This is a genomic window from Burkholderia anthina (genome assembly GCF_001547525.1).
Classification (GTDB): Bacteria; Pseudomonadota; Gammaproteobacteria; order Burkholderiales; family Burkholderiaceae; genus Burkholderia; species Burkholderia semiarida.
Genome location: NZ_CM003768.1, coordinates 1,387,624 through 1,413,115, shown reverse-complemented (window position 1 = coordinate 1,413,115; position 25,492 = coordinate 1,387,624). Strand labels below are relative to the sequence as shown.

37 protein-coding genes are annotated in these 25,492 nt (G+C 64.4%); 7 read left to right on the top strand and 30 right to left on the bottom strand.

Translation table 11 applies throughout. From position 1 onward, the window contains the following. Positions 1-68 precede the first annotated feature (68 nt). The gene (locus tag WS64_RS06650; protein WP_059638683.1) at positions 69-692 is read left to right on the top strand and encodes a phospholipase D family nuclease; all 624 of its coding nucleotides are present in this window, start codon (positions 69-71) and stop codon (positions 690-692) included. A 150-nt stretch (positions 693-842) separates the two neighbouring features. On the opposite strand, the gene WS64_RS06645 is transcribed toward WS64_RS06650, so the two are convergent. Next, entirely contained in the window at positions 843-1,070 is a 228-nt protein-coding gene (locus WS64_RS06645) for a hypothetical protein (RefSeq protein WP_059638685.1), read from the bottom strand. 259 nt (positions 1,071-1,329) lie between these two features. On the opposite strand from WS64_RS06645, the gene WS64_RS06640 reads away from it, so the two are divergent. Then, positions 1,330-2,301 carry a GGDEF domain-containing protein gene (locus tag WS64_RS06640; protein WP_060966063.1) on the top strand — a complete coding sequence of 324 codons (972 nt, stop codon included), beginning with the start codon at positions 1,330-1,332 and terminating at the stop codon, positions 2,299-2,301. A gap of 81 nt (positions 2,302-2,382) precedes the next feature. On the opposite strand, the gene WS64_RS06635 is transcribed toward WS64_RS06640, so the two are convergent. The 4 genes from WS64_RS06635 to WS64_RS06625 all read right to left on the bottom strand — a co-directional run bounded on the left by WS64_RS06635 (position 2,383) and on the right by WS64_RS06625 (position 4,263). Next, the gene (locus WS64_RS06635) at positions 2,383-2,856 is read right to left on the bottom strand and encodes a VOC family protein (RefSeq protein ID WP_059584167.1); all 474 of its coding nucleotides are present in this window, start codon (positions 2,854-2,856) and stop codon (positions 2,383-2,385) included. A 163-nt stretch (positions 2,857-3,019) separates the two neighbouring features. Continuing rightward, positions 3,020-3,562, bottom strand: coding sequence for a hypothetical protein (locus WS64_RS06630; protein WP_060966062.1), 543 nt, complete (start codon positions 3,560-3,562; stop codon positions 3,020-3,022). A 103-nt stretch (positions 3,563-3,665) separates the two neighbouring features. Beyond that, positions 3,666-3,914, bottom strand: a complete 249-nt coding sequence (locus tag WS64_RS32445; protein WP_081103787.1) for a hypothetical protein — start codon at positions 3,912-3,914, stop codon at positions 3,666-3,668. 40 nt (positions 3,915-3,954) lie between these two features. Beyond that, complete coding sequence (locus tag WS64_RS06625) at positions 3,955-4,263, bottom strand: hypothetical protein (RefSeq protein ID WP_059584348.1); 309 nt, start codon at positions 4,261-4,263, stop codon at positions 3,955-3,957. A 183-nt stretch (positions 4,264-4,446) separates the two neighbouring features. Between WS64_RS06625 and WS64_RS06620 the strand changes: the two genes are divergently transcribed. Then, positions 4,447-5,190 carry a DUF695 domain-containing protein gene (locus WS64_RS06620; RefSeq protein WP_060966061.1) on the top strand — a complete coding sequence of 248 codons (744 nt, stop codon included), beginning with the start codon at positions 4,447-4,449 and terminating at the stop codon, positions 5,188-5,190. Positions 5,191-5,873: 683 nt separating this feature from the next. On the opposite strand, the gene WS64_RS06615 is transcribed toward WS64_RS06620, so the two are convergent. Together WS64_RS06615 and WS64_RS34215 are read right to left on the bottom strand one after the other, a co-directional pair. Next, positions 5,874-6,293 (bottom strand): hypothetical protein, encoded by a 420-nt coding sequence (locus WS64_RS06615; RefSeq protein WP_060966060.1) that lies wholly within the window; start codon positions 6,291-6,293, stop codon positions 5,874-5,876. An 11-nt stretch (positions 6,294-6,304) separates the two neighbouring features. Next, the gene (locus WS64_RS34215) at positions 6,305-6,451 is read right to left on the bottom strand and encodes a hypothetical protein (protein WP_155720401.1); all 147 of its coding nucleotides are present in this window, start codon (positions 6,449-6,451) and stop codon (positions 6,305-6,307) included. 140 nt (positions 6,452-6,591) lie between these two features. Here WS64_RS34215 and WS64_RS06610 point away from each other — a divergent pair, with 140 nt between their 5' ends. Continuing rightward, positions 6,592-7,056, top strand: a complete 465-nt coding sequence (locus tag WS64_RS06610; RefSeq protein WP_060966059.1) for a plasmid fertility inhibition factor family protein — start codon at positions 6,592-6,594, stop codon at positions 7,054-7,056. 79 nt (positions 7,057-7,135) lie between these two features. On the opposite strand, the gene WS64_RS06605 is transcribed toward WS64_RS06610, so the two are convergent. The 3 genes from WS64_RS06605 to WS64_RS06595 all read right to left on the bottom strand — a co-directional run bounded on the left by WS64_RS06605 (position 7,136) and on the right by WS64_RS06595 (position 9,671). Continuing rightward, positions 7,136-7,651 (bottom strand): GNAT family N-acetyltransferase, encoded by a 516-nt coding sequence (locus tag WS64_RS06605; protein ID WP_060966901.1) that lies wholly within the window; start codon positions 7,649-7,651, stop codon positions 7,136-7,138. 962 nt (positions 7,652-8,613) lie between these two features. After that, complete coding sequence (locus tag WS64_RS06600; RefSeq protein WP_060966058.1) at positions 8,614-9,294, bottom strand: SOS response-associated peptidase family protein; 681 nt, start codon at positions 9,292-9,294, stop codon at positions 8,614-8,616. A 32-nt stretch (positions 9,295-9,326) separates the two neighbouring features. Further along, positions 9,327-9,671, bottom strand: coding sequence for a ribonuclease E inhibitor RraB (locus tag WS64_RS06595; RefSeq protein WP_060966057.1), 345 nt, complete (start codon positions 9,669-9,671; stop codon positions 9,327-9,329). Positions 9,672-9,808: 137 nt separating this feature from the next. On the opposite strand from WS64_RS06595, the gene WS64_RS06590 reads away from it, so the two are divergent. Continuing rightward, positions 9,809-10,261 carry a hypothetical protein gene (locus tag WS64_RS06590; RefSeq protein WP_060966056.1) on the top strand — a complete coding sequence of 151 codons (453 nt, stop codon included), beginning with the start codon at positions 9,809-9,811 and terminating at the stop codon, positions 10,259-10,261. Between the two features lie 47 nt (positions 10,262-10,308). Beyond that, complete coding sequence (locus tag WS64_RS06585; protein WP_155720400.1) at positions 10,309-10,698, top strand: hypothetical protein; 390 nt, start codon at positions 10,309-10,311, stop codon at positions 10,696-10,698. 29 nt (positions 10,699-10,727) lie between these two features. On the opposite strand, the gene WS64_RS06580 is transcribed toward WS64_RS06585, so the two are convergent. From WS64_RS06580 to WS64_RS06525, 12 genes are all read right to left on the bottom strand, one after another. After that, entirely contained in the window at positions 10,728-10,928 is a 201-nt protein-coding gene (locus tag WS64_RS06580) for a hypothetical protein (protein WP_060966054.1), read from the bottom strand. 38 nt (positions 10,929-10,966) lie between these two features. Continuing rightward, positions 10,967-11,446 carry a DUF2514 family protein gene (locus WS64_RS06575; protein WP_060966053.1) on the bottom strand — a complete coding sequence of 160 codons (480 nt, stop codon included), beginning with the start codon at positions 11,444-11,446 and terminating at the stop codon, positions 10,967-10,969. After that, complete coding sequence (locus WS64_RS06570) at positions 11,443-11,991, bottom strand: hypothetical protein (protein WP_060966052.1); 549 nt, start codon at positions 11,989-11,991, stop codon at positions 11,443-11,445. Before WS64_RS06570 ends, WS64_RS06575 begins: the two co-directional genes overlap by 4 nt. Beyond that, positions 11,988-12,485, bottom strand: coding sequence for a lysozyme (locus WS64_RS06565; protein ID WP_060966051.1), 498 nt, complete (start codon positions 12,483-12,485; stop codon positions 11,988-11,990). The genes WS64_RS06570 and WS64_RS06565 overlap by 4 nt, the downstream gene beginning before the upstream one ends. Continuing rightward, entirely contained in the window at positions 12,478-12,660 is a 183-nt protein-coding gene (locus WS64_RS06560) for a hypothetical protein (protein ID WP_059638696.1), read from the bottom strand. The genes WS64_RS06565 and WS64_RS06560 overlap by 8 nt, the downstream gene beginning before the upstream one ends. A gap of 69 nt (positions 12,661-12,729) precedes the next feature. Next, a complete protein-coding gene (locus WS64_RS06555) occupies positions 12,730-14,016 on the bottom strand; it encodes a class I SAM-dependent methyltransferase (RefSeq protein WP_060966050.1) in 1,287 nt (428 codons plus the stop codon). Positions 14,017-14,021: 5 nt separating this feature from the next. Continuing rightward, positions 14,022-14,222, bottom strand: coding sequence for a hypothetical protein (locus WS64_RS06550; protein WP_059638698.1), 201 nt, complete (start codon positions 14,220-14,222; stop codon positions 14,022-14,024). Then, on the bottom strand, positions 14,219-15,544 hold the full coding sequence (locus WS64_RS35165) for a glycine-rich domain-containing protein (protein ID WP_060966049.1): 1,326 nt from the start codon (positions 15,542-15,544) through the stop codon (positions 14,219-14,221). Before WS64_RS35165 ends, WS64_RS06550 begins: the two co-directional genes overlap by 4 nt. Positions 15,545-15,607: 63 nt before the next feature. Then, positions 15,608-16,270, bottom strand: a complete 663-nt coding sequence (locus WS64_RS06540) for a DUF2612 domain-containing protein (RefSeq protein ID WP_059638700.1) — start codon at positions 16,268-16,270, stop codon at positions 15,608-15,610. After that, the gene (locus WS64_RS06535; RefSeq protein WP_060966048.1) at positions 16,270-17,451 is read right to left on the bottom strand and encodes a baseplate J/gp47 family protein; all 1,182 of its coding nucleotides are present in this window, start codon (positions 17,449-17,451) and stop codon (positions 16,270-16,272) included. Before WS64_RS06535 ends, WS64_RS06540 begins: the two co-directional genes overlap by 1 nt. Next, entirely contained in the window at positions 17,448-17,801 is a 354-nt protein-coding gene (locus WS64_RS06530) for a hypothetical protein (RefSeq protein WP_060966047.1), read from the bottom strand. Before WS64_RS06530 ends, WS64_RS06535 begins: the two co-directional genes overlap by 4 nt. Before the next feature lie 7 nt (positions 17,802-17,808). Then, on the bottom strand, positions 17,809-18,558 hold the full coding sequence (locus tag WS64_RS06525; protein WP_060966046.1) for a Gp138 family membrane-puncturing spike protein: 750 nt from the start codon (positions 18,556-18,558) through the stop codon (positions 17,809-17,811). Between the two features lie 3 nt (positions 18,559-18,561). Here WS64_RS06525 and WS64_RS06520 point away from each other — a divergent pair, with 3 nt between their 5' ends. Next, positions 18,562-18,939 (top strand): hypothetical protein, encoded by a 378-nt coding sequence (locus WS64_RS06520; protein WP_060966045.1) that lies wholly within the window; start codon positions 18,562-18,564, stop codon positions 18,937-18,939. Here WS64_RS06520 and WS64_RS06515 read toward each other — a convergent pair. Genes WS64_RS06515 through WS64_RS06485 form a run of 8 tightly spaced genes read right to left on the bottom strand, consistent with a single transcriptional unit; the run spans position 18,936 to position 25,489 of the window. After that, complete coding sequence (locus WS64_RS06515) at positions 18,936-19,904, bottom strand: phage protein (RefSeq protein WP_060966044.1); 969 nt, start codon at positions 19,902-19,904, stop codon at positions 18,936-18,938. The genes WS64_RS06520 and WS64_RS06515 overlap by 4 nt on opposite strands. Next, positions 19,901-20,218, bottom strand: a complete 318-nt coding sequence (locus WS64_RS06510) for a phage baseplate plug family protein (protein ID WP_059638706.1) — start codon at positions 20,216-20,218, stop codon at positions 19,901-19,903. Before WS64_RS06510 ends, WS64_RS06515 begins: the two co-directional genes overlap by 4 nt. Next, the gene (locus tag WS64_RS06505; RefSeq protein WP_081059081.1) at positions 20,218-20,793 is read right to left on the bottom strand and encodes a phage baseplate protein; all 576 of its coding nucleotides are present in this window, start codon (positions 20,791-20,793) and stop codon (positions 20,218-20,220) included. Before WS64_RS06505 ends, WS64_RS06510 begins: the two co-directional genes overlap by 1 nt. After that, a complete protein-coding gene (locus tag WS64_RS06500; protein ID WP_060966043.1) occupies positions 20,790-22,793 on the bottom strand; it encodes a hypothetical protein in 2,004 nt (667 codons plus the stop codon). The genes WS64_RS06505 and WS64_RS06500 overlap by 4 nt, the downstream gene beginning before the upstream one ends. Next, entirely contained in the window at positions 22,786-22,917 is a 132-nt protein-coding gene (locus WS64_RS35485; protein WP_260434614.1) for a DUF6889 family protein, read from the bottom strand. The genes WS64_RS06500 and WS64_RS35485 overlap by 8 nt, the downstream gene beginning before the upstream one ends. A gap of 59 nt (positions 22,918-22,976) precedes the next feature. Next, complete coding sequence (locus WS64_RS06495) at positions 22,977-23,555, bottom strand: phage tail assembly chaperone (protein ID WP_060966042.1); 579 nt, start codon at positions 23,553-23,555, stop codon at positions 22,977-22,979. 2 nt (positions 23,556-23,557) lie between these two features. After that, on the bottom strand, positions 23,558-23,998 hold the full coding sequence (locus WS64_RS06490; protein ID WP_060966041.1) for a phage structural protein: 441 nt from the start codon (positions 23,996-23,998) through the stop codon (positions 23,558-23,560). 15 nt (positions 23,999-24,013) lie between these two features. Further along, positions 24,014-25,489, bottom strand: coding sequence for a DUF3383 domain-containing protein (locus tag WS64_RS06485; protein ID WP_060966040.1), 1,476 nt, complete (start codon positions 25,487-25,489; stop codon positions 24,014-24,016). Positions 25,490-25,492: the final 3 nt, after the last annotated feature.

The window sequence follows — 25,492 nt, the reverse complement described above, 5'->3', positions numbered from 1 at the left end:
ACGTGACCGGGCCGCCACGCGTGCGTTACACTCACGGCCCGCTGTCTCGAAATCATTCGCTGTCCAACATGTTGTCGCGCAATCGCCTCGCTGCCGCCTGTCTCGCCGCTTCCCTGCTCGCCACACCCTTCGCCGCCTTCGGCAAGACGCAAAGCGAATCGCTGCTTCAGCAGGCGATCGATCTCGTGTCGCGATGGTTGCCGGCTCCGACTCACGAAGCTCCCGCGACGCAGGTCGTCGAATCGGCCTTCTCGCCCGACGGCGGCGCCGAGGCGCTCGTGCTGAAAGCGATCGGCGCGGCGCGCAGTTCGATCCGGGTCGCCGCCTACTCGTTCACGTCGCCGCCCGTCACGCGTGCACTGCTTGCCGCCAAGCGCCGCGGCGTCAATGTCGCAGTGGTCGTCGACGACAAGGGCAACCGCGCAAAGAGCAGCAAGCAGGCACTGAACCTGCTCATCAACGCGGGCATCCCGACACGCACGATCGACACCTATGCGATCCATCACGACAAGTACCTCGTGATCGATGCCGAGCACGTCGAAACAGGCTCGTTCAACTACAGTGCGTCGGCCGCCAGCCGCAATTCCGAGAACGTCGTCGTGGTTTGGAACAATCCGCAACTCGCGTCGCGCTACCTCACGCACTGGCAAAGCCGCTTCGATCAGGGCACGCCGTACCGCTCCAGCTACTGACGCGCCGCACGCCCTTTCGCCCGACGCTCGACCGCTCGCCTTCCCGCCACCATGGTGCAAATGATCGACGAGCGCGGCGTGATGTTCAATTCGGCCGAATGGCCAGTGCACCGCCGCGCGAAGCGCCCGTCACGCGCGATGCCGCCATGCTCAATGGATCTCCGGCACCCGGCCGGTCGCGACGCCGGCATGCGCGCTCGACGCACAGCGATTCGCATGTCCGTCCGCACCGCTCGCCGAATTCGCCGACAAGCCGTGGGCGCCCATCGGCAGCGCACTGCGCACGCAATCGGTGCTGAATGTCAGTGTGTTCTGAACCAGCGGGTAAAGGAAATACAGCGCGAACGCGAGATAGCCCGCGTACAGGATTCGAACCATGGTGCGATGGGATGAACGATTGGACTTGTCCTGTTTACGGCGCGGCGACGCGCGCCTTGAGGTTATCGCGTGTCCGATTCCGCAGCGGGACGAAACCCGGGCCGGTGACACGCGCCTTTCACGGCATCGTCACCGAATCTCACGAACCCGGTCACCGCCGTGGCGGAACATGCAGCGTGGCGATGCATCGACGAATGCGCGATACTGTTCCACGTACGACCCATCACCGGCCCGACGGCCGGGACAAGAGGCAAGGCCCATGCAAATCGCACCGAAATCGGCCGACGAGGCGGCCCGGCTCGATACGCTTCATTCGCTCTCGATCCTCGATACGCCGCCCGAAGAGCGTTTCGATCGCCTGACGCGCCTCGCGCGGCGGCTGTTCGACGTCCCGATCGCCCTCGTCAGCCTCGTCGACGAGAACCGCCAGTGGTTCAAAAGTCATCCGGGCCTCGACGCCGCGCAGACGCCGCGCGACGTGTCGTTCTGCGCACACGCACTGCTCGCGCCCGATACGATGGTGATCCAGGACGCGCTGAACGACGACCGCTTCCACGACAATCCGCTCGTCACCGGCGCGCCCGGCATCCGCTTCTACGCCGGCCGGCCGCTCGCCGCTCCGAACGGCGCCCCCATCGGCACGTTGTGCCTGATCGACACGCGGCCCCGCTCGCTCGAACCCGACGAACTCGCGCTGCTGGGCGATCTCGCCCACATGACCGAGCGCGAGATCGCCGCGCTGCATTTCGCGACCACCGACGAACTCACGCAACTGACGAACCGGCGCGGCTTCGAGCTTCTCGCCCGCCACGTGCTGAGGCTGTGCGATCGTGTCGGCCGTCACGCCGTGCTGCTGTTCTTCGACCTGAACGATTTCAAGGCGATCAACGATCGCTTCGGCCATGGCGAAGGCGACCGCGCGCTCAAGGCGTTCGCCGAAACGTTGACGGGCGCGCTGCGCGACAGCGACGTCATCGCACGGCTCGGCGGCGACGAGTTCGTCGTGCTGTTGAGCGCCACCGATCCGGCCGACGTCGCCGAGCCCGTCGAACGCGTCACGCAGGCGCTCGCGCAGCGCAACGCCGCCGACGCACGCGGCTACGCGATCCGGTTCAGCGTCGGGCACGTTGCCTACGATCCCGCACACCATCGCACCGTCGCCGACCTGCTGGCATCGGCCGATCGCCGGATGTACGAACACAAGCAGCACGGCAAGACGGCCGGCGCATGACCGCGAACGCGCCACGCGGGCCGCGGCGAGATCGCGCCGCCGCGCAGCGCGCTCGCCCACGGTCGTTCGACGAGGGCCGGTTCAACTGCCGCAAGGCGGCGCGCTGGCCATGGCGTCCGCGATCTGCTCGGGTGTCAGATCGCGCTGATGCGTCGCCAGCGACCAGCGATGCCCGAACGGATCCTCGACCTGCCCGTAACGATCGCCCCAGAACATGTCCGCGGCCGGAATCGTGACCGTCGCGCCGGCTGCCACCGCCTTCGCGATCGCCGCATCGGTGTCCGGCACGTACAGATGCAGGCAGACGGGCGTGCCTTTCAGCGCCTTCGGCCCCAGCGCACCGTGCTCGGGCATTTCATCCACCAGCATCAGCGTCGAATCCCCGATCGCGAGGCACGCATGCGCGAGCCGGCCGTCGGGCATCGCGAGGCGGAATCGTTCGGTCGCGTCGAACGCGCGCTTGTAGAAATCGATGGCTGCGGTCGCGCCCGCACAGATCAGGTGCGGGGTCAGCGTGCGCATCCCTTCCGGGATCGGCTTGACGGACGTGGGCATGGTGTCGCTCCTTCAGTCGGTTGTCGTATCGAAAATCGGGACGGACGCGCGTTGCGCACGCCTCCGATGCTACGACGGACGACTCCGGCGAAAATCGACATGGCGCCCGGGATTTTTTTGTTTGATCGAGTGACAGAGGCGCGGGACAACGCGGTTTCGGGCGTCATCGGCCCGTTCGCTCGGCCTGTTCGTCCGGCAGGCCGAACTGACGACGGCAGGCTTCCAGCAACCCGGCCACCGCGCCGAGCGGAAAATCGGCAAACCGGGCGATCGGCAGCATCACGCCACCCGGCACCTTCGTGCGCGACGAATGCGCGGAGAACTGGTAGCCGATGTAATGATTACCGGCGACGCTGACGATCCGGAATTCGGCGACGTCCCGCCACGGCGTGACGGGTTTTTCGCGCGCGGCGCCGATCAGCCGGAAGCCTGTCTCGTCGATCTGCAGCGCGAGCTTGCGCCGCGACGACACGAACAACGCCGCACTAGCCAGCCCCAGCAACGCGGCCAGCGCCGCCACCGGCCAGAGCGCCGGCGCGGCCACGTAACCGCACAGGCTCGCCACGGCCAGCCCCGCACACACGATCGCCCTGCTTTTCAGGCTTCGGCTGTCGACTGCCAGCGTGACCGGCAACGCGCCGATGACCGTTTCCGCGTCGGGATCGACGTGCCAGCCGGAATCCGTTGGTTTCCGCTCGTCAGTCATTGCACGCCCGCTCGTGCCGACGGCCGCCGGCCCATCGACGCGGCCGGCATGTGAGGATTCCGATACCGATGGCGCGAATCACGCGCCGCGGCGCCGACATCGGTCAATTGCATACGTTGACGGAACCGTTGGCCGTACATTGACCGGTGGCCCTGTGAGTCTGTTCCGCCAACCGGGGCGCGAGGCCCATGCCGCGATCCGGCGCGGCCACCGGCGACGAGGCAGGATCGGTCGTCGACGCGGTCTCCGGCGACGGTTGCACGGGCGCCGGCCCGGACGCGGTCTGGCAGGCGGCAAGCGCCAGACACAGCGCGAATGCCGACGGGACGATGGAAAATCTGGACAGGGTCATGGACGCGCTCGCTCGATTCGTTTGGGGTAACGGCCCGCAGTCAGATCTGCGGCAGATCGCGCAACGTGCGCGACTCGCTCGTTGCATCGATGTCGAGCTCGATGCCTTCCGACGCATCGCGATACAGCACGCGTTTCAGCCTGGGCCCGATCGCGGTGGTATCCGATGCCGAGAAGATCGCGCGGACATCGTTACCGGACGCAAGCGCGCGCGCCACGTCCGCCACCGGGGCCTCGCGCGGCGTCTCCGCCCACGAGCGATCGGCCGGGTTCACGGCCGCCCAGCGCACGTGCGTCACGCGCGCGCTGAGCGGATCGATCCGTACACCATTCACCGCAAACGTCGACATCGGCATCTCCTTTGAATTTTTGCGGCCTGCCGCCTGCACGCGGCAAGCGGCTGACAGCCGGATCTCGCGACCATGGCCCGCACGTGCCGGCGATCATGCGCGCTTGCCCGGCCAACGCGATTTTCGATGATACATTGGGACGCTTTGCAACCGTCAACAGACAATCGTGTACGGGAGAAACACATGAGCGACGCCTGGGGAACCTTCCCTGCCAGAATGGGCGACCATCAGGCTTTCATCAGCTTCAACCATGGCTTTGCGGAAATCGCCGAAGGCGATCCGCGCACGTCGCTGCTGAGCGTGCGCGTCCCGTTCGCGCGCCCGTCGCCCGAAGGCCTGCCGACCGGCGACGAATTCGCCGATCTCGCGAAGATCGAGGATCTGCTCGACGCCGCGATCATCGCGAAAGGCGGCGTGCAGGTCGGCCGCATCACCGTCGACGGCAACCGGGATTTTCTTTTCTACGTGCCGTTCGACGAAGAGGCAGCCGCGGAAATCGTCGATTCGCTGGCCGACCAGACGACCTATGCACTTCAGTACGCGCATCAGGACGACCCGGACAAGGCCACTTACTGGCAGACGCTCTACCCGACCGACGACGACTGGCAGATCATGCGCGACATGCGCACGCTGGATGCGCTGCGGCAGCAAGGCGATGTCCCCGACGTGGGCCGGCGCGTGATGCACTGGGCGTACTTCCCCGACCCGAGCGACGCGCACCAGTTCGCGGACTGGGCCGAAGCGAAAGGCTATCCGGTCGAATCGGTCGCGCCGACCGAAGACGGCAAGTCCGCCGTGCGGTTTTCGCACGAAGGCACGATGGCGCTCGCCGACATCACGCGCCATACGATCGCGCTCAATCGCGAGGTACGCGCGCTCGGCGGAAACTACGACGGATGGGAAACCAGCGTCGAACAGGCGGGATGAGCGAAGCGCCATGCCCGTGGCGCGCGATGTGACGTCACGCCATCCGACGCAAAAAACATCCCGGCAGCGATGTTGCCCGCCGCCGGGATCAAGGCATCGCCGGCAAAAACCGGCGATGGGCCTGAGGGTTCGCTCAGGCACGAGGAAAACGATTCGTACGGATCAGGCGAACGGATGTGGGGACGCGAACGAATGCCGTCGCGCAGCCCGCCGGACGCCTGTCCGGTTCCGCCGACGCAGCCTTCCGGCGTCGGGGGGCAAAAAGCCCCCGCTCCTGCGCGAGCGAGCGGGGAAATGGTTGACCGGGCCGGGGAAGAACGGTCAACCGGTCAAATTGTGATCGCGGGTCACGCGACGGTCTGTGCGGCAACTCACCCTTTGGTGACAATGTGACGATAACCGGCATGCTCGCGTGCCGACGAATACCGTCATGGTTCAAGCGCGACGCATTGCTTGCGGACTTCGCTGACGAAGAGCCGGCCGACAGCGGTCGCCTGCCCATCCAGCGGTTTATCCCGTCTTAATTCAATTCAATTTTTCAGCACCGCGCGCAGTTTCCGGTAAGTCGCCGGTATTGTCAAAGCAGGATTATTCTATTTTTTGACGAAGTGATTTTCGCTTCATTTTTTCGCGAGGAATTTCACGCACGCAATGATCTGCGTCACGAAATCACGAGTTCGTCACTACAACGAGCCGCTGGAAAACCAGTCGGCAACCATATCGCCCCAGTCGAGATTGCTGACGATCTCGACAGCGGCATCGCCGACGATCTCGATAGCGACATCGCCAACGATTTCGGCCGTCGACGAATCTGCCGCCACCGCGCCGGTCGCCACCGCGTTCGCCTTCGCAATCGCGGTCGATGCGACGGGCTTCGGATCGGCAAGTCGCTCCAGCCAGTCGATGATACTGGCGCGCGCGTCTTCCGCATTGGCGAAATCATTGCGCTCCAGAAAGCGATCGAACACGATCCACGCGAGCGTCCTGCTTCGCACCGCGGATTCGAGTTGCCTGTCGACAACCGCGGTACGGCCCGACGCCGTGACGTCGAGCGTTGCTGTGAAACAGTAATCGAGATATTCGATCTCGAGTTTCGACGACATGGCTTCTCCGCTCAATCCGCCCTCTCTATTTTTATGACGCCCGGCACCCGACGTGCTTCGCGGCACAGTGTGAATCTTGCGTGAATTTCGCGCAGCGCTTCATTTTCACCGGCAGCATCACGATATTCTCGCAACCTGTCGATATCGACCTCAGCCATATGACCGCTCTCATTCCTTTTGCCCTTTCGATGGCACCGAAAGTTGCCCCGCCTTGCTATTTCCGTTGTCGACCTGCTCCGCGGCCGTCGTCGCGCTGCTAAACTCGGATCACAAAGACCTCGCGCCACCAGAGGAAATAATGACGCTCGCTCACGCAAAACAAAGCGGCGTAGATGTCTGGATCGTCCAGCTTCCCGGACACGCCCCCTATGCCTACACGCACCTCAAGCGAGTATTCTCGTCCGACGACTCGCGGCATCGGGTCGTGACGGTCGACCTGAAGAAATTGCTGGCCTGCGCCGACCGCGACACCACCGACTACGTACTGCCGTCGGTTCAGTACTGGGCCCCTGGCAAAGCCGCCGGCATTCGCGAATTCCTCGATCCGAACCGCAGCAGGATCCCGGACATGCCGTTCATCACGTTTCGCGAGACGAGAACGCGAACGCTACTCGGTATTCCCGGCCTGTCGAAAATCGGCGTCGCGTCGTTCCGTAACGGCCAGCATCGCGCGCGCTATCTGGCCTATGCCGGTGCGACGACCTTGCCCGTCGAAATCCACGAGACCGAAGCCGATTTGCTTGTGCGGTATTGCGGCGAATGATCGCAATGTCCGTTCGGCTTTCCCCTCGCGCGATGCCATGGCGGCCGGCTGCCGCCGCCCGCGCCGAAGCCGCAAGCGTTCAAGCCTCGATCGCGTAAATCCGGTCAATGACTTCCGTTTGGCCGAGGCGACACGTTTCGACACCGGCCAATCGCCAGCCGTTGTGTTCGTAGAACCCGATCGCGCGCACGTTGCCCTCCAGCACCTGCAGATGGACCTTGCCCACGCCGATCGACCTGGCCCACGCGCGAACGGCTTCGATCATGCGCTTGCCCGTGCCGCCGCCGTGATGCGAAGGATGAACGTGCAGGCAGTCGAGCAGCACGCCAAGCGCCGGATCGACGGGGCGCTCGGCGCTGACGAAGCCGACCGGCTCGCCGTGCGATTCGGCGATCAGCACGAAGCCCCACTCGCTCTCGTCGCGATCGAAATACTTGCGCCAGCGAACCGCGTGCTCCGTCGGCACCTCGTCGGTCAGATAGGCGGCCGGAAGGATATGGCTATAGGCGGTTTGCCAGCTCAGCGTGTGCAGGCGAGCAATGTGGTTCGCGTCGTGCGCCGTCGCGGTGCGCAGTGTGGTCCGGGTGCCCGGCATCGGCGGCAACTCCTTGTGCTGGTTTTCTTGATCGGCATGTGTCATCGCAAAATATACCGTGCTTTGCGGGATGCACTTCATGCGGCGCGTTGTCGGGATCTCGGCGTGCGGGCAAAAAAATCCCGACACCTTCATCGGTCATCGGGATCGAACGGCCCTGCAAAGCATGAGGGCACGAGGAAGGTCCTACATTACACGCATGCAAGACTGTTGCACTTTGTCGGTTTGCGCCAAGCCCCTGTTCGATTCCGCCAATCAGCGGGTTACGAAAGGCCGTAAACGAAAAAAGCCTGCTCGCGTTTGGCGCGAGCAGGCAAGAAAACGGATCAGCATTCGAGGCACGAGGGCTGTCCAGAGAAGATAACGGCACGGCGCGCGGGAACCTTAGGCGGGAAAGAAAACGTCGCGGGTAAACGGGTACGAACGTTGTCAGCGCAACGACACGGAAGCGCGATACGAAGCAGGCCCGAGGCCTCGTCGCCATCTCCGTCATCCCCGTCGGCGATGCGAGACAAGCGGCGCCATCGGTCGATACCACGCACGATCGCGCGCCCGATTTCAACACCTGTCCGCCTCGTCCGCGATTTCATATTCGACATCGAAGCCATATCGTCGGGGTGACTCGATTTACGCAACCGCACTTTTGAAGCGCGCGAGCGCCGACATGGTATCGCGGTCGCTTCGTTGAATACGGGATGCCGCTTCGTTAAAGACACCGCGGGCAAGACACGCCGAGGCTCTATCCGAACGCCGAAAAGCAAAAAGCCCGGCTCAATGAACCGGGCTTTTTGCTTGAATTTGTTGGGGTGGCTGATGGGACTCGAACCCACGACGACAGGAATCACAATCCTTATATATTTTCCTTATATTTCATAAGGTTAGACCGAAACATTGGAATATTTGGTGTCGCGAGATCCTTGTCTGGCGTAGCGAAAATTCCTCATCTTCCAGAGAAATTCGCCTCATTCGGCTGCCGCCGGCTCGGCCGCCATGTCCTCCGCCGGGTACAACTGCAGCATCGCGCGGGCCGCCTCGACGTTCGACGTCGTCAGCCATTCCTCCCAGTCGTCCGGGCGCAGGATTACGACCGATCGCTTCTCATCGCCGGGCCGGTGCATGTGCTTCATGATCGGATGTTCGTCGCCGTTCACGGTGATCATCGCCATGGCATGCTGCTCGGTGCCATCCGGGCGCTGAAGCGTCCGCCAGATACCAGCCACGCACAGCGGCCGCCAGCCCGCCAACCCGATCCGGTACCGGATGTGCTTCCCAGTCTCCCAGTTCGGCTCGTAGATCCACTTCGCCGGGATCAGGCAGCGGTGCCCGGCGCGCCACGCCGGCCCGTACAGCGGCGACTTCCCAAGGTTGTCGTCGCGCACGTTCATCGTACTGCGGATGATCGGCGGCTTCTTGCCTTGCTCCTTCGCCTTCTCGACGTTGGCCTTCTGCAGCGCGCGGGGCCAGAATCCGAAGCCAGCGATCAGCGGCTTAAACTGCCCGTCTACGTAGCCGACGATCGGCGCGTCGTAGTCCTGGTAGATCTCGGGCTTCCACGGGGTCCAGCGGTACAGGTCGCGGAAGCTGTCGATCTTGAGCTCGCTCAGACCCGGGTCCTCGCCCGGCGCGACGTAGTTCGTGCACATCTCGGAGGTACCTCCAATGATACGTGCCGTAGTCAGTGGCGCCTCTGGACAAGACACCCCCACCCGTCATACTCCAAACCGTAGAGCATGCTCAGGCATACCATGAAACCGGAAACGGACAGGATATTGTGCTGCTGGATAGGCATATTGATCACCACCAGGACGCGATAAATTTCCCCTGATTGATCGGCGATCGCGCGGCCGTACTGGTGGTCATTGATGAAGCTTGCAACGAGCGATGTCTTCTCCGCGGATGGACCGCGCAGCAGAAATTCAACATCCCGAGGAATGCTGAAATCGTCCCCATCGGAGTCGAGCACGCGCAGGAGCTCAACGTCGGCCACGGCGGTGTCCATCAGCGCTGCGATAGTCGACATGGTCCAGGCCCCATTTTTCTCGGATCGAATCTCATCGTATCACCCTCGACCGCAACATCCGCTCCCTATTTCTGCAGCTTGACGAGATCACACCACGACGCGATACACTGTACATTCATACAGCATCGTGTCGCATCATGAAACCGCGCTGGGCCTATATCTGGGAGTACACGCACCTCGAATCCGGGGAGCGCCGGCGCACGCACATCCCTGTGACGCGCGGAGAATTTCAGTCCTACACCGGACAGTTCCCCGATGAATCGGACCCGCGCCCGCTGGAGGAGACGAAGGTCGATCGAAATGTGGTGCCACTGAGGGCGCCAATCCGTCGCCACGTGCCGATGCCGGACTTCGTCGCCCCGACCGAAGCGGAGCTGCGCGAGCTCTGGCGCACCAACCGCGACCCCGAGGTACGGCGCCTGATCCTCGAGATCGTGGCGCTGCGAAAATCTCTTGAAAAGGTCATGGACTGGTGGCAGACGACCGAAAGTGCGACGTCGAACCGTGGCGATCTGGACGGTCCGTTTGGGCCGTTTCGAAAGCTATACCACCTGCTGGGAGAAGAGATGCTGCGCGCCGGCATGAAGTGAGGGCGCGGCTATGGCATCCTGAACGTTCGTCGCACTTGGAGATCGACATGCGCACGATTGCGGAAGAATTCAGGGATTCCGACGACGACTGGTTTGGCTTCGCCTCGGCGCAAGACCGAAAGGACGGCCACTCGCTGCGGGCGTACCTGCTGCGTTACGCAGACCGCATCCCGGAACACCATGTTGTCGTGAACGTCGAGCTCGTACTACGCACGGAATATCCGCCTCGCGGCATCCGTCCGCCGTATCTGAGCGTCGTTCACTTCGATCCCGGACACTCGACCGACTTGCCTCTCACGTGGAAGCGCAATATCGAGCACCTCGACTTCGACCACACGATCACGTACGTCGAATGCGGCTACGACATTTTCGACTCGTTCAGCGACGCGAAGATGGACCTGACGGCGCGCGGGTTCTACCTTGAACCGATCAACTAGCCCTACCGCTCCCGGCACACCGCCAGCGGTCACGTTGGCCGCTCGACCAAGCTCATCCGCCAGTCCCCGCCGAATTCGAACGCCGGGGCCTCAACCATATCGACGCCCCAGAAGTCCGTGAACGGCTTGATGTCCGGCATGGAATACCAGTACGCACGTCCGTCGGCATCCATGGCCCACCAGCGAGCGTTCTTCGGGGCCACTTCCCAGTCGATCTCAGGTTCGTCCATGACAGCCTCCGTCACCCAGACGACGGAAGTCTAGTAGATCAACGTATCGGCGTCAGCGCATCGTAGTCGCGCTCGCACTGCTGGCCGGCGATGCGGGCACGGTCAGCGTACTCTGCCAGTTCGCCCGCGCGCTCGTCAGCGCGGCCGAGCACGTTGGCAAGCAGATCGAGGGCGTCGCCGGTTGCCGGGCCTCCGGCGGCAGCGGCGGGATGGCGGGCGGCGGCGACGAACTGGTCGACGCGCTGCTGCAGGCTGCCAGCGGCAGCACGAGCAGCAAAAGCATCCGCAAGCGCGGCCGTTCGTTGTTGGTTCGCATCTTTCGCAATCTCCGATTGAGCCGCGGTGCGGCGTTGTTCCTCGGCGCGCGCGGCATCCACAGCCTTCGCTTGAGCCATCGCGGCGTCGGCCTTCATGCCGGCGATCTCGCGCGCGCTGATCAGGTGCTCGCCGTAGACGCCGGCGGCGAAGCCGAGCAGCACGGCGAGCACGTACGGACACACCAGTTTCAGAAGTGTCATTTCCGCTCCTTCGCATGCAGCTGCTTCAACTCGTCCGGCGAGTAGACGAAGCCAGCCAGCAGGAACGCCTGCACGCTCCAGACCGGGTCGCTTTCCTCGTGCCGGCCGTGGTCCTTGCCCCGGTGATGGAGCGCGCACAGCAGCAGTTGGTTGTAGGTCGAGTCGACGAATGCCTCCGGCCGGGCCGGGTCGAACGCCTCCCAGTCGAAGCCCTGCGTCAGCTTGATCACGTCCCAGATCGGGTGCTGGCGCGGGATCGGCACGATGCGCTGCAGCTTGTGGCTGAACATCGTGTCGATCTGGTTGAGCGCGACGCCGCGGATCCACTTCCAGTCGATAGCGCGCGAGAACGCCCACTCGAAGAACCTGTGATGCGACTCGACCGCCTGGTCGTCGCCGCATACCGCGCAGACGTAGCCGCCGGCCGCCTTCATCGCGCGCTTGCTCGCGCGGAACGTCGGCGACTCGGTGCGCGGTTCGTGATCGGGATAGAAGACGTCCTCGGCGAGCGTGCGCCGCGTTTCGTGGGTCTTCATGGTCGTCATAGGCCGCGCTCGCAAAGTGCGCGTTCGAATTCGCGACGCTCGACCAACCCCGGCAGCACGTGGCCACCTCCGTACACCCATTGCTGCTTGCCGCTGTCCGATTCATTCATCGCTCGGCACGCGCCCTTCCAGTCTCCAGCGTTGAACCGCTTCGCCGTCGTGCTGCCGCAGTACGCGCCCGTGCCGACGTTGTAGGCGAAGCTCACCGCGGCCGCGAGCTGGTACGTGTGCCCCTTCAGGACCGGCGTGCATTTCAGAACCGGCTCGGCGTGCTCGATCAGCCGCTGTTCGAGGCGCGCGCGGCACTCGTCCGGCGTAAAGCGCTGGCCAGCGCGCACGTCCTTCGTGTCGCCGTAGCACGCCGTGATGATGCCGATCGGGTCCGGCCGCGCGACGAGCTCGAGCCCCTCGAACTTCGGGACCATGGAAAAAAGAAGGGCTGCCGCAGCAGCCCCCACAACACCAGCCAGTGTCTTCTTCGGTACGTTAGCCATCGAGCAATGCCCTCTTCCCTTTGTTCTTGACCAGGTAGTACGCCTGCAGCCCGATGTACGCGATCGTCGCGACGGCTACCCACCAGTTGATGTCGTGGCTTGTCAGCCACAACCAAAAGTTGCTCCCCACTGCCGGCGCCACCTTCGCAGCGCTTGTCGCGAGATCGCTCTTCATCGATTCCCCGAAATGGAAAAAGCCGCCCAAGGGCGGCTTGTTGTAATGTTGCGCTGGAACTGATTCTGGTCAGTCGTTGGTTCGAACGTAGAAGGACAGCAATCGCGTGTCGCCGCTGCCCCTCCACGAAGGACGGAAAGCCTCGGTTGAATGCAGGCTAACGACATCACCGGCCGCGAGGCTCTTCAACTGCAGGGTGCGCGAAGGATGCTGCGCGCTCAACGTAACCCGGGACAATTCTCCGCCCGGACCGTACGCAACGATCGTCTGCGTGCCGGCTTCCTCGTGCAGCGGCATGCTTACGACGTCGAGCGCTACGTCCGGCATATCGCGCGACGCGGTCAGTTCGCCGGCTGGTCCGCACCACCTGAATCCGCCTTCATTCGGGTAGAAGCCAAGCCCAAATTTCACTGCTGCCTCACCGCGCAGCGAGACACCATTATGTTGCAGCCGATGGGGAAATATTGCGTCGAGTCGTCCGGGTTGCCTCGCGCAAATCGCGAGGTTCATTTGGTTTGCACCGGATATCGTCGCCTGCCCGAGGTGCGCGGTAGCCGGGTCGTGCGGCGAAAACCAGCCATTGATCGAGCCAACGAATTCGCGCTCGCAAAGGCCTACGAGATCCAATGCATTTTCCAATTCCCAACGTGCATAGGGACGTTCCAGCGTGTCGAACTCTCGCATCACCTGCATGTACTCGTCTTTGATGCCGGCAACTCGATTTTCGAATTCAATCAGGACGATTATCCCGTCTGGAGATAGCCCTTCTACTAGATGTTCGAGCGCCTTAACTGGATCGACAAAATGGTGGAGGCAGGATTCGAGCCAAATAATATCGAAGGTGCCCTTGAGATGATCGGGCAGGCGTGTCGTTTCAATATCGAGGATTTGAAACCGCGAGATCGCATCAGACGGAGTCACCCTGAGCGACGGGTCGGTGGCTAGGCGGCTGCGTGCAAGATCGATAAAGTCGCTCGATATATCGATCCCGTACGTCCAATACCCGAGCTTGCTAAGATAATGAGAAACCCACCCGCCCCCGCACGCAACGTCTAACACACGCGACCCGAGGCGCGGTTTGAGAAGCGCCAAAGCATTGGCGAAATTGTTCAGATAGTGCACGCACTCAACAATGGCAGGCGTCGGGTCGACACTTCCTACAACCCGGAACGGCTTGTTGGCGGAATATATCTCGATCTCTTCCCGCCCCATCTTCTCAAAGCAGCTCGCGACATATTTTTCCGCGCCGGCCTTCCAATCTACCCCTGCCGGAATCTCACGATTCATCAACGCAACCAACTCGTCCTTGCCAAGCATTGCGGCCCCCTCGGTTTTTGTTGGCGAGAAGAGTAGCATGACTCTCAGGGGGCTGAAAACTCGCCGTTTAAATATGTCCACCAGCACGCTGGCGTTGGGGAAAGCCCGGTTACATCCACCATCTGCTTGACGATTTCGGGGGTGAAACGGTCCTCGATAGGCACTTCATTTCCGAGATCGTCAGTCACCGGCTCAATGATCTCGACGACTACGTCATCGTCTACACGCGCGTAAATCTTCATCATGCATACTCCCTAACGATGACCAATCCGCCCGCTCCGTTGCCGCCTGCCGCCGGACTGGCCGCATTCTGCGTCAACGAGCCGCCGCTGCCTCCGGCCCCGTACGATGTTGCCGAGCTGCCACCTGAGTTATTGCTGACCGGAAACGCCCCCTCGCCGTACATCGACCCTCCGCCTTTCCCGCTGACCGGCACGAGGGCATAAAAGGCGGATTGCCCCATACCCCCGACGCCGTTGATCGTGCCTCCCGAACCGCCTCCGCCCGCCGAACCGCCGTTCAACGAGTTCGTGGTACTCGAAGCGGCCGCACCGAGCGTCCCTCCAACACCCCCTGTCGCCGAAACCAGTGGACCGAATGACGACGAGCCGCCGCTTGTACCTGCCGCGCCGGCAGGCGCCGTGCCACCTGCACCGACCGTCACGGTCACGCCGGAGAAGCCCCCCATGATGCGCTTTCGTGCATAGCCTCCTGCACCGCCGCCGCCGCCCGCGGAAACCTGGTTTGCCCCGGTAGACGCCGCGCCGCCGCCTCCACCCCCACCGCCCAGCACCTCGACCTCGATCGACGTCGTCAATGCGAGGGGTGTGTACGTTGAACTCGCATTCGCGAACGCCGCTCCATCGATCGACGATTGAAGCACACCACCGGAATTGATGTAGACCGTCGTCCGGAGCAGGCGTCCTGTAGCCTGACCGAGCTGCAGCGCATGCTGCAACTGTGTCGCCGGCGCGACCTGCTGCGCGCCGCCGATGCACTCGAACAACACCCAGCAGAGCACTCCGCCATTGAGCAGGGGCCCGACATACGAAACGAGCGTCGCGATCCCGTTCGCCGGCATCTCGCCGCCCTGTAGCGCGGCGCCGCCGAGGCCAAAAATCGGTCGCGCGGCAAGACCGTCCGGCGCGTACGTCGACGCTCCCGTGTTGCTCGCCTTCACGCTGATCGTTTGCACGACGCCGCTCACCGTTGGCAGGCTGGTCATGGGGACCGGGTTGGCAGCAGCACACGCGTTCGCCGCACCGGTATCCGTGAGGATGACGCGCTGCTTCGATGCGGCATTCACGGCCTTCGTGAAATTGGCGAGCAGCGTAGGCGTGGTCCCGTCGTCGACTGCGGCCTGTCCGGTCTGCGCGACGATGAACTGCGCGATCACTGCAGACATGATGCTCGACTGGCGCCAAACCTTGTTGAGCTGCTGAGATTGCGCCGTGCCGGACAAGAAGCCCGTCGTGAGCGCCGTGAGCGCACTGTACGTAGCCTGATCGACAACATTCGCACCCGGGCCGGTCGCGAACGGCAGGAAGTCGTTCTGAATGGTGGGCATTGATGCTCCAGAAATGAAAAAGCCGCCCGAAGGCGGCTTGCAATGCGCGAGAAATGTCGTCCGTTACAGAGTGGTTCCCCAGACACCGGCGTCGAATCCGGCGACCAGGTCGGAGTCCATGTCGAACCCGAAAAGTGGTGATCCGTCGACTGATGTGACAACGGTGTACGCGACGCGGACCCCCTCCGGCTTCAGCGGGATATAGCCTCCCGCGAGTAGCGCGAGGAACACGGCCGACGGCACCTTGCCCGCGATCCCGATCGTCATCGACATGTCCTGGTGGTCCTCGATGAACACGTGCGTGTCCGCGTCGAAGATGCTGTTCAGGATCGCGGCGCTGGATTCGAGCGTCCCGTCCCAGTGATTCGCGCCGATCTTCGCGCGGATGACGAGCCGATACGTGTCGTCGTCGAGCACCGTGAGGCCGGTGTCCGGGTCGAACGGCCCCTTCCAGATGCCCTGATCGAATCCGAGACCAGCGACATCGAACGAGAAGTAGATGCCGGACAGCGGCGTGCGGATCTTCCGCGACACGCCGACCCAGACGCCGACGTCGTCGAGCTGCACACCGACCGCGTTATCGAGGTCGAACTTTCCCGGCATGCTCTGCAGCACGTTCATCTGATCGACGAGCGGCTGCACGAGCGCGCCGAGCACCGCCGAAAACCGCGGCAGGTCGCGGTGCTCGGACGTGATCAGCGCCGTGTAGTCGGTCAGCTCGGCCATCACGTCACCACCAAAGTCACATTCGCGGGCGTGCACGACGCCGCTTCGTTGAACAGCAGCGCGACGTCCGGCGCGCCGGCGCCGCGCGGGCCGGAAAGCGCCAGCCCCGACAGCTTGAACGTGACGCCGCCGCCCACGCCATTCGCCGCGGTCAGCGCGTCACCCCATTCGACGCTGCCGGACAGGCCACCGCCGATGTGCACGCCGTTGATGTAATCCGACACGGCTTGCTGGATCTGCTGGCCGGCCTGGCTGGTGTAGCCGGTGAGCGCCTTCAGAGTGACCGTCGCGGTGATCGGCGCGGCCACCGGCCGGAAGAACCTGATTGTGATCGGACGACCGTAGATGTCCGTGACGATGACGGCGGTCGTACCGTAGGTCCCGGACCCCGGCGTCTTCTTTGCCGCGATCGCGTTCGCGATGGCAGTCGCGTCGCCGCCCTCGACGACCAGAGAAATCGAGTGCGACGGGATGCCGTTCGCGTCGGTCACGCTGGTGTCGTTTTCGTAGGCGACATACCGGGTGACGCCCGGGACATTCGCCACTGCGCCAATGATGCCGTCGAGCACCGTGAGCGACGGCAGCGCCGTCGACACCGTCTGCCGCTGCCGCAGCACCGGGTCTTTCTCGACGGGCGCGCCCTCGGCGGCATCCGTCGGGTTCGTCACCGACTGCCAGCCGAGCGCCGGCGTCGCAATCTGGTTGATGGTGCCCGCGCGCGCGGAGACATCGCCGATCGTCGCGCATGTGGCCGTGACGGTGATCGTGCCGCTCGGCGGGATCGTCACCGTAGCCGGCAGCATCCACTGCACGCCGTTGATGTCCTTCGCGACGCCGTTGGTGATCGTCGCGCCCGTCTGCCCGACCAGCACCAGGTCGGCGCTCGAGAACGACGCGACCTTGCGCGCGATGCCGTTGATCTTGACGTTGCTCGATAGCGCATCGCCCTGCGCCGTCGCCGGGCTGAACGACCGGTAGATCGCGATCGCGACCGAGTTGACGTCGCTGATGGCCTTCGCGAACACGCCGATCAACTGACCGTCCTGGCTGTCCGGCTCCAGATACGTGTCGGCGCCGTAAATCGAACGGTACTGATCCTGCAGATACGCGAACACGTCCGCGTACGTCGGGGCAGTGATGCCGTTCGCGTCGATGGTGGGTGCGAGAGTCGTGAGAGTCACAATGTCGCCTGTACCGTGGTGGTGCCGTAGATGGTGTTGATCGTCGCGGTGACGGTCAGCACGCGCGTCTCGGGATCAGCTGTGCTCGAGTAGCTGACGAGTTCGGTCACGCCCTGCGTGCCGAGGATGCACTGGCGGATCGCCGCGTCGTACTTGCCGCTCGTGTACTTTCCGAGCACGTCAGTCGCCCACGGCATGCCGGCCGTCGTGTCGAGGAACCATTCGCCGCGCAGCAGGCGCAAGCGCGTCAGCACGGCCTGCGCGACCGTCTCCGGCGTGTTCACGAGGAAGTCGGCCGCGCCCCCGCCGAAGACGTAATCGCCGTCAGCGTCGAGTTTTCGGTATCGCATGGGAATCTCAGTTGACCGGACCGGTGTTGCCGCCCTGCGGGTCGGAGTGCGTGTGCGTGTCGTCGACCCGCTTGCCGTTCGCCGTGATCTGTCCGATCACGTTCAGCACGCCGTTGAAGACCGCCGCAGCGCCGCTCACCGCGCTGCCGACCATGCCACCGACGAACGTCAGCAGGCCCGTGATCGTCACGGCCGCGGAGAACGTAGACAGCGGAGCGACCACGTCGAAGCCGCCCGGCGCCACAATCTTCACCTTCTGCAGGGCCGGGTTCAGCTCGATGTACGTCGCGCCGTCATCGCTGCGCAGCTGCGTCGAGGTGCCGCTGACGCCGACGAGCGCGCGCGGCCGTGATCGAAAGCCGAGCAGCGCGAACCCGTCCGACAGGTCGTGCATGCGCAGCTCGGCCTGCTCCTGCACGCCGCCCGACTGCCACCATGCATCAATGCAGCGCGAGGCGAAGACGACAAGGCACTCGTCGCCCTGCTTGACCGGAAACGTCAACGTACAATTTCCGCCAGCGGGGAACTGGACCGGGCAGTCGACCAGCAGCGGCAGCGCAACGCTCTGGATAGTGCCGTCGATGCTGCGCACCTGCGCCTTGATGGCCGGCTGGACGCTGCACGTCGGCGGCCGGTCGGCGGCGCTTTCGAACGACTGGATAATTCCGGGCAATGCCGTCCAGACGCCCGCGCGCAAGCCGTCGAACGCTTCACGCAGGGCGACCTCCGGGTCGCCTACCCTTTCACGTCGATCCATGGGATGAAAATGAAAAAAATGCTGTTGACCGCCGCGCTGCTCGCGCCGCTCGCCGCCGTCGCTGACGACGCCTACGTCTACCCGTTCGCCGGCATGAAGGTCGGCGTGACCGTCGAGAACGAATTCCCGACCATCCTGTACACGGGGAAGAAGTGCGACCTGCCGCTCGCGAACGCGAAGAACATGCGGCGATACGAGTCCTACCGCGGCGTGTGGGACGTAGGTTGCTGGGGCGAAACGATCGACGGCGACGCCGTGATCATCGTGCCGACGATGCCAACGAAGTCGATGCCGCTCAACGTGCTCGCACGCGCCGACGTGAAGCGCAACGGCGAGAACACGTCGATGACGATCAAGGCGCTGCCGACCTACGGCCGTTAGCCATACTTTTTGATCACACCGGCGGGCGGCACGGCCGCCTTATCCTTGAACGAATCGGGCAGCACCGTCACGTCGGCCGCCAGGCACGTCACGCTCGTGTACCACTCTTCGCCGCGCGTATCGCCGCTCACCTCCGCTAGCATCACGTAGTAGAAGCCATCGTCCTGCAGCTTCGCCTGCATCTCGATCCGCTCGTTCTCGGCCTGCTGGCCGACGTTCAGGCTGTACTCGTACTGCTGGATGCTCGCGTTGTCGAGCCAGATCAGCCGGCCGATCTTCACGCTCGGGTTCAGCAGCATCTTCACTTCGATGCCGTTGGCGGTCTGCTGCGGCAGCCCGACCATGCCGGTCGCCGACGTGATCACCGGAATATCGCCGGGCATGTACGCCGTCTCCGGCACCATCACCACCTTGCCGTCCTGGATGCTCCAGACCGTCTGCGTCGTCTTCGCGATCCCGCGCAGGAAATCGCGCGCCATCCCGAACATCACCTTCCCGCGCGGCAGCGGATTCGACGTCACCTGCGGCATGTAGCCGAGCGACACGCCGTACGGGTTCATCGCCGCCGTAGCCACGGACACATGATCAGTCGCGACCGAGCCGGCCGCAAGCGTCGTGTTGACCACGGCGAAGTTGTACGCGGAGTCGCCGTCCGCCGCGGTGATGTCGAGGAACGTGTCGGTCTGGCTCTCGCGGCCGCGTCGCACCTGCTTGATCTGGCCGTCGAAGATGATCCCGTAGTTGCCCTCGTAGCCGGCCTGCAGCACGACGCGCGTGAACTCCTTCCGCGCGCGCCGCGCCGTCGTCGCGGACACGTTGTAGACGCGGATCCGCGCCTGGTTCGGCGTTTGCAGATCGCCACGCTGAACGCGGAACACGATCCGCAGCTCGGACAGGTCGAGTGCCTCGCCGCTGTCGAACCCGATGATCAGCGATACCTTCCGGCCGAACTGCTCAACGCTCATTGGTCCGTCACCCAGAAAACATGCGATCCGATGCCCAGATCCTCGTACGTCGGAACGTCGTCAGGATCAGCGGCGCCCTGCACCCATAGCCGGCCTTGAAAGCCCAGGTGCTTGTACTGGCCGAGCAGGTCGATGCCGGTTACCAGCGGGATGCCGGACACCAGCGGGTTATCCGAGGCGTCCGCGATGTCGAGCACCCAGCCCGCGCCGCCGGCCTTGCGATACTGGACGGTCAGGCGATAGTCGGTCCCGCTCAGCGTCACGGTGAAGCGCTCCGGGCGCGGCGAAAACGGAATCTCGAAGAAGCTCGGCATCACATACTCCCCGGCGGCACTGCGCCGCCCGGCGCCGGCGTCGCAGGCACGGCGGCCTTCGCGCCGCCGTTGCCGGTCTCGGCCGTCGATGCCGGATCGGCCTGGTTCTCGCGCGGCGGCAACTTCGTCACCTGCGTCGACACGATGCGGATCTGCTTGAGCGTCGCCGTCAGGATCAGCGCGCTCGACGTCTTCGCGTCAACCGTGAGCCGCAGCCCCTGCAGAAGCATGTTCTGGTAGGTGCGGCGGCTCGTCGTGACGTCGAACGGCGTGCGTGCCTGCTGCAGCGCCAGCAGCTGCGAGTAGATCGCGTTGACGTACTGCGCCGACGGCAGACCGCCGCCGTCGAACGTCGCCTCCGCCGCGCCGAGCAGCGCTTCGTAGTCGGCGTTGCTCCACCCGCAGCGCATCACGAGATCCGGCTGACGCTTGAACGCGTGATCGGTGATCTGTGCGCCTTGCTCGACCGGATGCTCGGTGATCGTCAGTTCGTCGTTGTAGACCTCTTCGATCGCGACCTGCACCGTGATGCTGCCGATCTTCTTCGGCGAGATCATGATCATGTCGAGGATCACGCGATCACCCCCTGTAGATTGCGCACCATGTCTGCGTTCACCGCGCGCTGCTCGCGCTCGACCACGCGACCGGCCGCCGAAGCGTCGCCCGCGCCGGTCACGTGGATCTGCGTGGACTGGTGCAGCTCGACCTTCGCGGGGCCGCCGCGCGCCGCCGACTGCGCGGCCAGCGCGCCGGCCGGCTGGTAGGTCGCGCGCGTGTTGCGCAACGCGGCTTCCATCTCTGCCACCGTGATGCTCGCGCGGTTGTTGCCCTTGCCGGCGTAGTAGCTGCGGCCCGTGTCCGGATCGGCGACGCTGGCCCACTCGCGCGACGCCGCGCGTAGCGCGCCGCGCAGATCGTCGCTTCGCCCTTCGACGTAGTCGGCGATCGCGCGGCGCTTGTTGCGCACGAGGTACTGCTCGAAGATCCGGTCCTGCAGCTTGCGGTCGAACATCTCGTCGCCGTTCAGCTTCAACCCGCGCGCCGCCTCCGCCAGGGTGCTACCGATGATCTGGTAGCGGCCGGCGGCGTTGAACTGCCCGGCGCGCTGCGCCGCCATGACCTGCGCCAGCGTCATGCCTTCGAGGTTCTCTGTGCCGGAGCGGTATCCACCGCGCGCGCCGCGGTTGACGCTGTTGTAGTCGCCCTCGCCGCGCGCGATCAGCTGGCCGAATGCAGTGTCGGCGAGACGCGACATCGCGCCGGCCAGGCCGGCCGATGCGGCGGGTACAGCGGGCGCGGCAGGCGACGGTGCAGGAGCAGCGCCGCGCGGCGACGCCAACTTCGCGCCACCGCCGCCGTCCTTCCGCACACTATCGAGCTCGGCCTGCGTGTAGCCGCCGGTCGCGTCGAGCCCGCGCCGATCCTTCCCGGTCAGCACATCCCAGATCGAGCGGAACCGGCCGCCGGACGCCTTTGAAATCCAACCGTCGACGGAGTCGCGCAGCGCATCGCCGATCTTCCAGCCCGCGAATGCGGCACCGACTGCGGCCGCCGCTGTCGCGAGACTTCCGAGCACCGTCAGCAGGCCGCCGCCGGCGGCAGTAGCCGTACTCGTGGCTGCGCCTGCGGCGCGCAGTGCGCCGGCCATCTTCAGAATGCCGCCAGCGATCTTGAATACGCCCAGCGCCTTCAGCGCCACCCCGAGCAGCAGGATCTTGGTCGACCAGCCGTCGGTGTCACGATCGAGCTCGACGAACTTGTCGGCAAGCCAGGCCAGCGGCGGTCCCATCGCTGCGGCCGCCTTCACGACCGCGTTGGCGATGTCCGTTATCCGATTGGCGATCTCGTCGCCGTGCGCGTCCATCCACCGTTGAAACCGATCGAGACTGGGCCCGACCTTCTGCAGCATCGCGCCCTCGACGCGAATGCCGAGGTTCTCGAACGACGTGCCAAGCCCGCGCAGCTGCGTCATGAACCGGTGTGAGTCGTCGGCCGCCTTGTCCAGGCCGGTCGACTTCGACATCTCGCGGTACTGCGCGCGGAGCTTCTCGAAGTCCCCGTTACGCATCGCGAGCATCAGGTTCTCGTCGATGCCGAGGATGTTGCCGTACTGGCTCGCGAGCCACGTCGGCTTGTTCGCCAGCGACTTCCCGAGGTCGGACATGATGTCGACCGTGTCGCGCAGCTCGCCGTTCGCGTTGCGCGTCTGCACGCCGAGCGTCGCGAGGTAACCCTCGCCCGCAGGATTGTTGCGCAGGAACCGCGCGAGGTTCTCGATCGTGCCGGTGGCCGCTTCGACGGAGACGCCCATGTTCCGCGCCGCGAATTCGAAGCCGCGCAGGCTGGTCGCCGACGCGCCGGTGCGCTGCGACACGAAATAAAGCCGCTCAAGCTTCGACGCGAATGCGGCGACGCCGGCGCTCACCGTGAGCGCGGCGCCCGACACCGTTGCGATCAGCTGCTTGACGCCCTTCGTCGTGCCTTCGACGCCTTCCTTGAAGTTCTTCAGGCCCTTCTCGTCGACCTTGAAGCCGAGCGCGACCAGGAACTCGCGGATGACGACCGAATCAGCCATTTTCTCTTTCCATCTTGCGGCGGTACGCCGCTTCGTTGTCCGCCCGGACGGCGAGATAGTCGTTCATCAGCGCGACATCGGCCAAGTCGAGCGTTCCGTCGATCAGCGACTCGTATTTGCACATTTGCGCTCGCGCTGGCTCGAGCAGCCAATCCTCGCCGCCCGGCAGCGTGCGGATCCAGCCTACGTCGCCGCCGGGCTGCTCGCTTGGCTGGTAAGCAGCCCGCTGATAAAAGGGCCGAGGTTCGCCACCACGACGCGCACGACCAACGGCAGCATCACGTCGATGCCGATGTCGTCGAACATCGACGTCTTGTGCGCGAGGTTCCAGACCTTCGCCCAGCCGGCGCCCTGCCAACGCTCGACAACGGACAGGCATGTGCCGAAAACGTATTCAGCGTCCTCGTCCTTCAGGCCGGCCAGCGCGTCGGCGAACGGTTGCAGCACCGGTGCGATCGCATCGACCATCGACAGCAGCTCGCGCGAGCGGTCGGCCGCGGGTGCCGGCGCCGCGGTGGCCGACGCCGCGGCGGCCGCCGCTTCCGCACCTTCGGCACGTTCGGCCAGCGCCGCGAGCGCGGCGTTCGTGCGCTCTTGCTCGCGCGCGACGTCGGTCTGCTCGAGCTCGGCGTAGAACTTCATCAGCACCGGGATCATCGACGGGATGATCGGCGCGATGCGACGCGACACGTGGAACTGCTGCATCGCGTTCAGCTTGCCGATCGCGTACCGCACGCCGTTGAGTTTGAGTTCGGTCGTCATGCTCAATACGTCCCGAGGATGTTGTCGATCTTGATCGCGTCGAAGACCCATTCGACGGTGTCGCCGTCCTTCGCGTACTTCAGGTCCGGCGCCTTCTTGAACGCGCAGCTGCGCGCGGTCGTCACATCGCCGGCGGCCGTCTGCCGAACCTCGATCAGGTTCTTGCCCCACAGGCGGCTGTCGAGCGACTGCGCGTCGTACAGCGCCATCAACTTCGCGTTGATCGGCGCCGTCTTGAGGTATCGCAGCGTGACCTGCCCGGACTTGTCGGCATGCAGACTGTGCATGCCCTCGCCGTCCGAGCCGACCATCATCGTGTTCTTGTCGCCCGCGCGCACGATCGTGATGCCTTCTTCCGCGGTCGCTTCCCCGTAGCCGAGCGAGAACGCACCGCCCGGGCCTACGATCGTCGCCGCGACGTCCTGAAAGCTGTAAGTCGCCATGTTGATATGCCTCTGTTAGCGGTTGACGTTGACGAGGATGTCCACGCTGTGGATCGCGCCTGCTTCCTTCGCCGCGACCTGGAACGTGACGGACTTGCGCGCCTCGCGGTCGGCCTGCGACTGAGTCGCGATCGGCGGCTGGTACACGTAGTAGCCCTTCGCGAGCGTGTCGCCCTGGTTCAGCACGCCGAAGCCAGCCGAGTTCCAGACGCCAGGTGCCAGATACCCGTTGTTCACCCCTGCCTCGCAGGCCGCCGAGATCGTGGCCGCGATCGTGGCATTGCCGCCGTCGGTCTGCCGAATCTTCGTGGGGCTCTGGTACAGCAGGTTGTAGACGTCCGTCTCGATGCGATTGCGGAACCAGATCGCGTTGTAGACCGAGTCAACGTAGATGCCGCTCGGCGTCACGCCGTACTGGATGATCGACGTGTCGTTGCTGTAGTTCACGAATACGTTGCAGTTCTTCGCCTGCAGCGCGTTCGCCTGCGTGCTGGTGAGCTGCTCGGCTACGACGCTCGGCTCCTGCTTGAACATCAGCGTGATCGTCGTGTTGTTGCCGTCGAAGTTCACCGTCAGCAGGCGGCCGAGCAGCGACGACACGGCGTACGGTGTCGAGCTCGAGTACTGCACCACCGTGTACTTCAGCTTCAGTGCTTTCAGCTTGCTCCCGATGTCGGTCGACACGGTCGAGTCGAGCACCTTCGCGTTCTGCGTCGTGATGCCGTAAATGTGCCGCTGGTCGGCCTCGATGAGGTTCGCGACCGCGATGTGCTGGTCGTCTGTGATCGACGCGTCGGCGAAGTCCAGTCCGAGGAACTGGTTCGCGAAGCGATCGAGGAACAGCGCGGCGGCGTCGACAGGTTGCTCGGGTGAGATGCCATCCGCCGGCACGCCGGCGAGGCTGCTCGTCAGGCCAAGCATCGCCGAGATGTCCGTGCCGCTGCCCGGCGCCGTCGCATAGCCGACTTTCGAGTTCGTACCGGTCGTATTCGACGTCACGACGAACTGCGAACCGGTCCAGGCGATGGTCGCGCCCGTCAGCTTCGCGTTGATCACGGTGGCGACGCCGTTCAGGTTCGTCTGTGCCGAAAAGTCGAGGCCGGTGACCGACTTCGCCACGCCGTCGACCGTAATGCTGAACGCGCCGGTCGTGACCGCCTCCCACACCGCGATGTCCTGCTGCGCCGCCGACAGCACGCCACCGCGCAGCGAGCCGGACGTCGCCGTCTTCGCCCACCGACCAATCAACAGCGACTTCGGCTGCGGCACCTGGTTGAAGTACAGCGCAGCGGCGTAGTACTCCGGCGTGTTCGTGCCGAAATCAGGCGTCACCTCATCGATGCCGCCGTACGAGCGCGCGCGCTCGTTGGTGTCGATGATGGCCGACGGGCCGAGAATCAGCCCGGTGTTCATGTTCGCACCCTGCGCCGCCAGCGCGGCGAGGTTGATCGTCACGTTGATCAGACGCGATACCGGCAATCCGTTGGACATGCT

Coding starts and splice junctions, on each gene's coding strand:
- WS64_RS06630 (WP_060966062.1), bottom strand. CDS start 3,562: ATGACTGACGAGCGGAAACCAACGGATTCCGGCTGGCACGTCGATCCC.
- WS64_RS06520 (WP_060966045.1), top strand. CDS start 18,562: ATGAAAATGAAAAAAATGCTGTTGACCGCCGCGCTGCTCGCGCCGCTC.
- WS64_RS06635 (WP_059584167.1), bottom strand. CDS start 2,856: ATGCCCACGTCCGTCAAGCCGATCCCGGAAGGGATGCGCACGCTGACC.
- WS64_RS06600 (WP_060966058.1), bottom strand. CDS start 9,294: ATGTGCACGAACTACGTCGCGCCGGGCGAGGACCCGGGTCTGAGCGAG.
- WS64_RS06500 (WP_060966043.1), bottom strand. CDS start 22,793: ATGGCTGATTCGGTCGTCATCCGCGAGTTCCTGGTCGCGCTCGGCTTC.
- WS64_RS32445 (WP_081103787.1), bottom strand. CDS start 3,914: ATGACCCTGTCCAGATTTTCCATCGTCCCGTCGGCATTCGCGCTGTGT.
- WS64_RS06525 (WP_060966046.1), bottom strand. CDS start 18,558: ATGGATCGACGTGAAAGGGTAGGCGACCCGGAGGTCGCCCTGCGTGAA.
- WS64_RS06550 (WP_059638698.1), bottom strand. CDS start 14,222: ATGATGAAGATTTACGCGCGTGTAGACGATGACGTAGTCGTCGAGATC.
- WS64_RS06640 (WP_060966063.1), top strand. CDS start 1,330: ATGCAAATCGCACCGAAATCGGCCGACGAGGCGGCCCGGCTCGATACG.
- WS64_RS06650 (WP_059638683.1), top strand. CDS start 69: ATGTTGTCGCGCAATCGCCTCGCTGCCGCCTGTCTCGCCGCTTCCCTG.
- WS64_RS06485 (WP_060966040.1), bottom strand. CDS start 25,489: ATGTCCAACGGATTGCCGGTATCGCGTCTGATCAACGTGACGATCAAC.
- WS64_RS06590 (WP_060966056.1), top strand. CDS start 9,809: ATGAAACCGCGCTGGGCCTATATCTGGGAGTACACGCACCTCGAATCC.
- WS64_RS06575 (WP_060966053.1), bottom strand. CDS start 11,446: ATGACACTTCTGAAACTGGTGTGTCCGTACGTGCTCGCCGTGCTGCTC.
- WS64_RS06570 (WP_060966052.1), bottom strand. CDS start 11,991: ATGACGACCATGAAGACCCACGAAACGCGGCGCACGCTCGCCGAGGAC.
- WS64_RS34215 (WP_155720401.1), bottom strand. CDS start 6,451: ATGGCTGAGGTCGATATCGACAGGTTGCGAGAATATCGTGATGCTGCC.
- WS64_RS06515 (WP_060966044.1), bottom strand. CDS start 19,904: ATGAGCGTTGAGCAGTTCGGCCGGAAGGTATCGCTGATCATCGGGTTC.
- WS64_RS35485 (WP_260434614.1), bottom strand. CDS start 22,917: ATGTGCAAATACGAGTCGCTGATCGACGGAACGCTCGACTTGGCCGAT.
- WS64_RS06645 (WP_059638685.1), bottom strand. CDS start 1,070: ATGGTTCGAATCCTGTACGCGGGCTATCTCGCGTTCGCGCTGTATTTC.
- WS64_RS06615 (WP_060966060.1), bottom strand. CDS start 6,293: ATGTCGTCGAAACTCGAGATCGAATATCTCGATTACTGTTTCACAGCA.
- WS64_RS06620 (WP_060966061.1), top strand. CDS start 4,447: ATGAGCGACGCCTGGGGAACCTTCCCTGCCAGAATGGGCGACCATCAG.
- WS64_RS06530 (WP_060966047.1), bottom strand. CDS start 17,801: ATGCGATACCGAAAACTCGACGCTGACGGCGATTACGTCTTCGGCGGG.
- WS64_RS06625 (WP_059584348.1), bottom strand. CDS start 4,263: ATGTCGACGTTTGCGGTGAATGGTGTACGGATCGATCCGCTCAGCGCG.
- WS64_RS06490 (WP_060966041.1), bottom strand. CDS start 23,998: ATGGCGACTTACAGCTTTCAGGACGTCGCGGCGACGATCGTAGGCCCG.
- WS64_RS06560 (WP_059638696.1), bottom strand. CDS start 12,660: ATGAAGAGCGATCTCGCGACAAGCGCTGCGAAGGTGGCGCCGGCAGTG.
- WS64_RS06565 (WP_060966051.1), bottom strand. CDS start 12,485: ATGGCTAACGTACCGAAGAAGACACTGGCTGGTGTTGTGGGGGCTGCT.
- WS64_RS35165 (WP_060966049.1), bottom strand. CDS start 15,544: ATGCCCACCATTCAGAACGACTTCCTGCCGTTCGCGACCGGCCCGGGT.
- WS64_RS06510 (WP_059638706.1), bottom strand. CDS start 20,218: ATGCCGAGCTTCTTCGAGATTCCGTTTTCGCCGCGCCCGGAGCGCTTC.
- WS64_RS06585 (WP_155720400.1), top strand. CDS start 10,309: ATGCGCACGATTGCGGAAGAATTCAGGGATTCCGACGACGACTGGTTT.
- WS64_RS06580 (WP_060966054.1), bottom strand. CDS start 10,928: ATGGACGAACCTGAGATCGACTGGGAAGTGGCCCCGAAGAACGCTCGC.
- WS64_RS06610 (WP_060966059.1), top strand. CDS start 6,592: ATGACGCTCGCTCACGCAAAACAAAGCGGCGTAGATGTCTGGATCGTC.
- WS64_RS06540 (WP_059638700.1), bottom strand. CDS start 16,270: ATGGCCGAGCTGACCGACTACACGGCGCTGATCACGTCCGAGCACCGC.
- WS64_RS06595 (WP_060966057.1), bottom strand. CDS start 9,671: ATGTCGACTATCGCAGCGCTGATGGACACCGCCGTGGCCGACGTTGAG.
- WS64_RS06555 (WP_060966050.1), bottom strand. CDS start 14,016: ATGCTACTCTTCTCGCCAACAAAAACCGAGGGGGCCGCAATGCTTGGC.
- WS64_RS06605 (WP_060966901.1), bottom strand. CDS start 7,651: ATGCCGGGCACCCGGACCACACTGCGCACCGCGACGGCGCACGACGCG.
- WS64_RS06495 (WP_060966042.1), bottom strand. CDS start 23,555: ATGACGACCGAACTCAAACTCAACGGCGTGCGGTACGCGATCGGCAAG.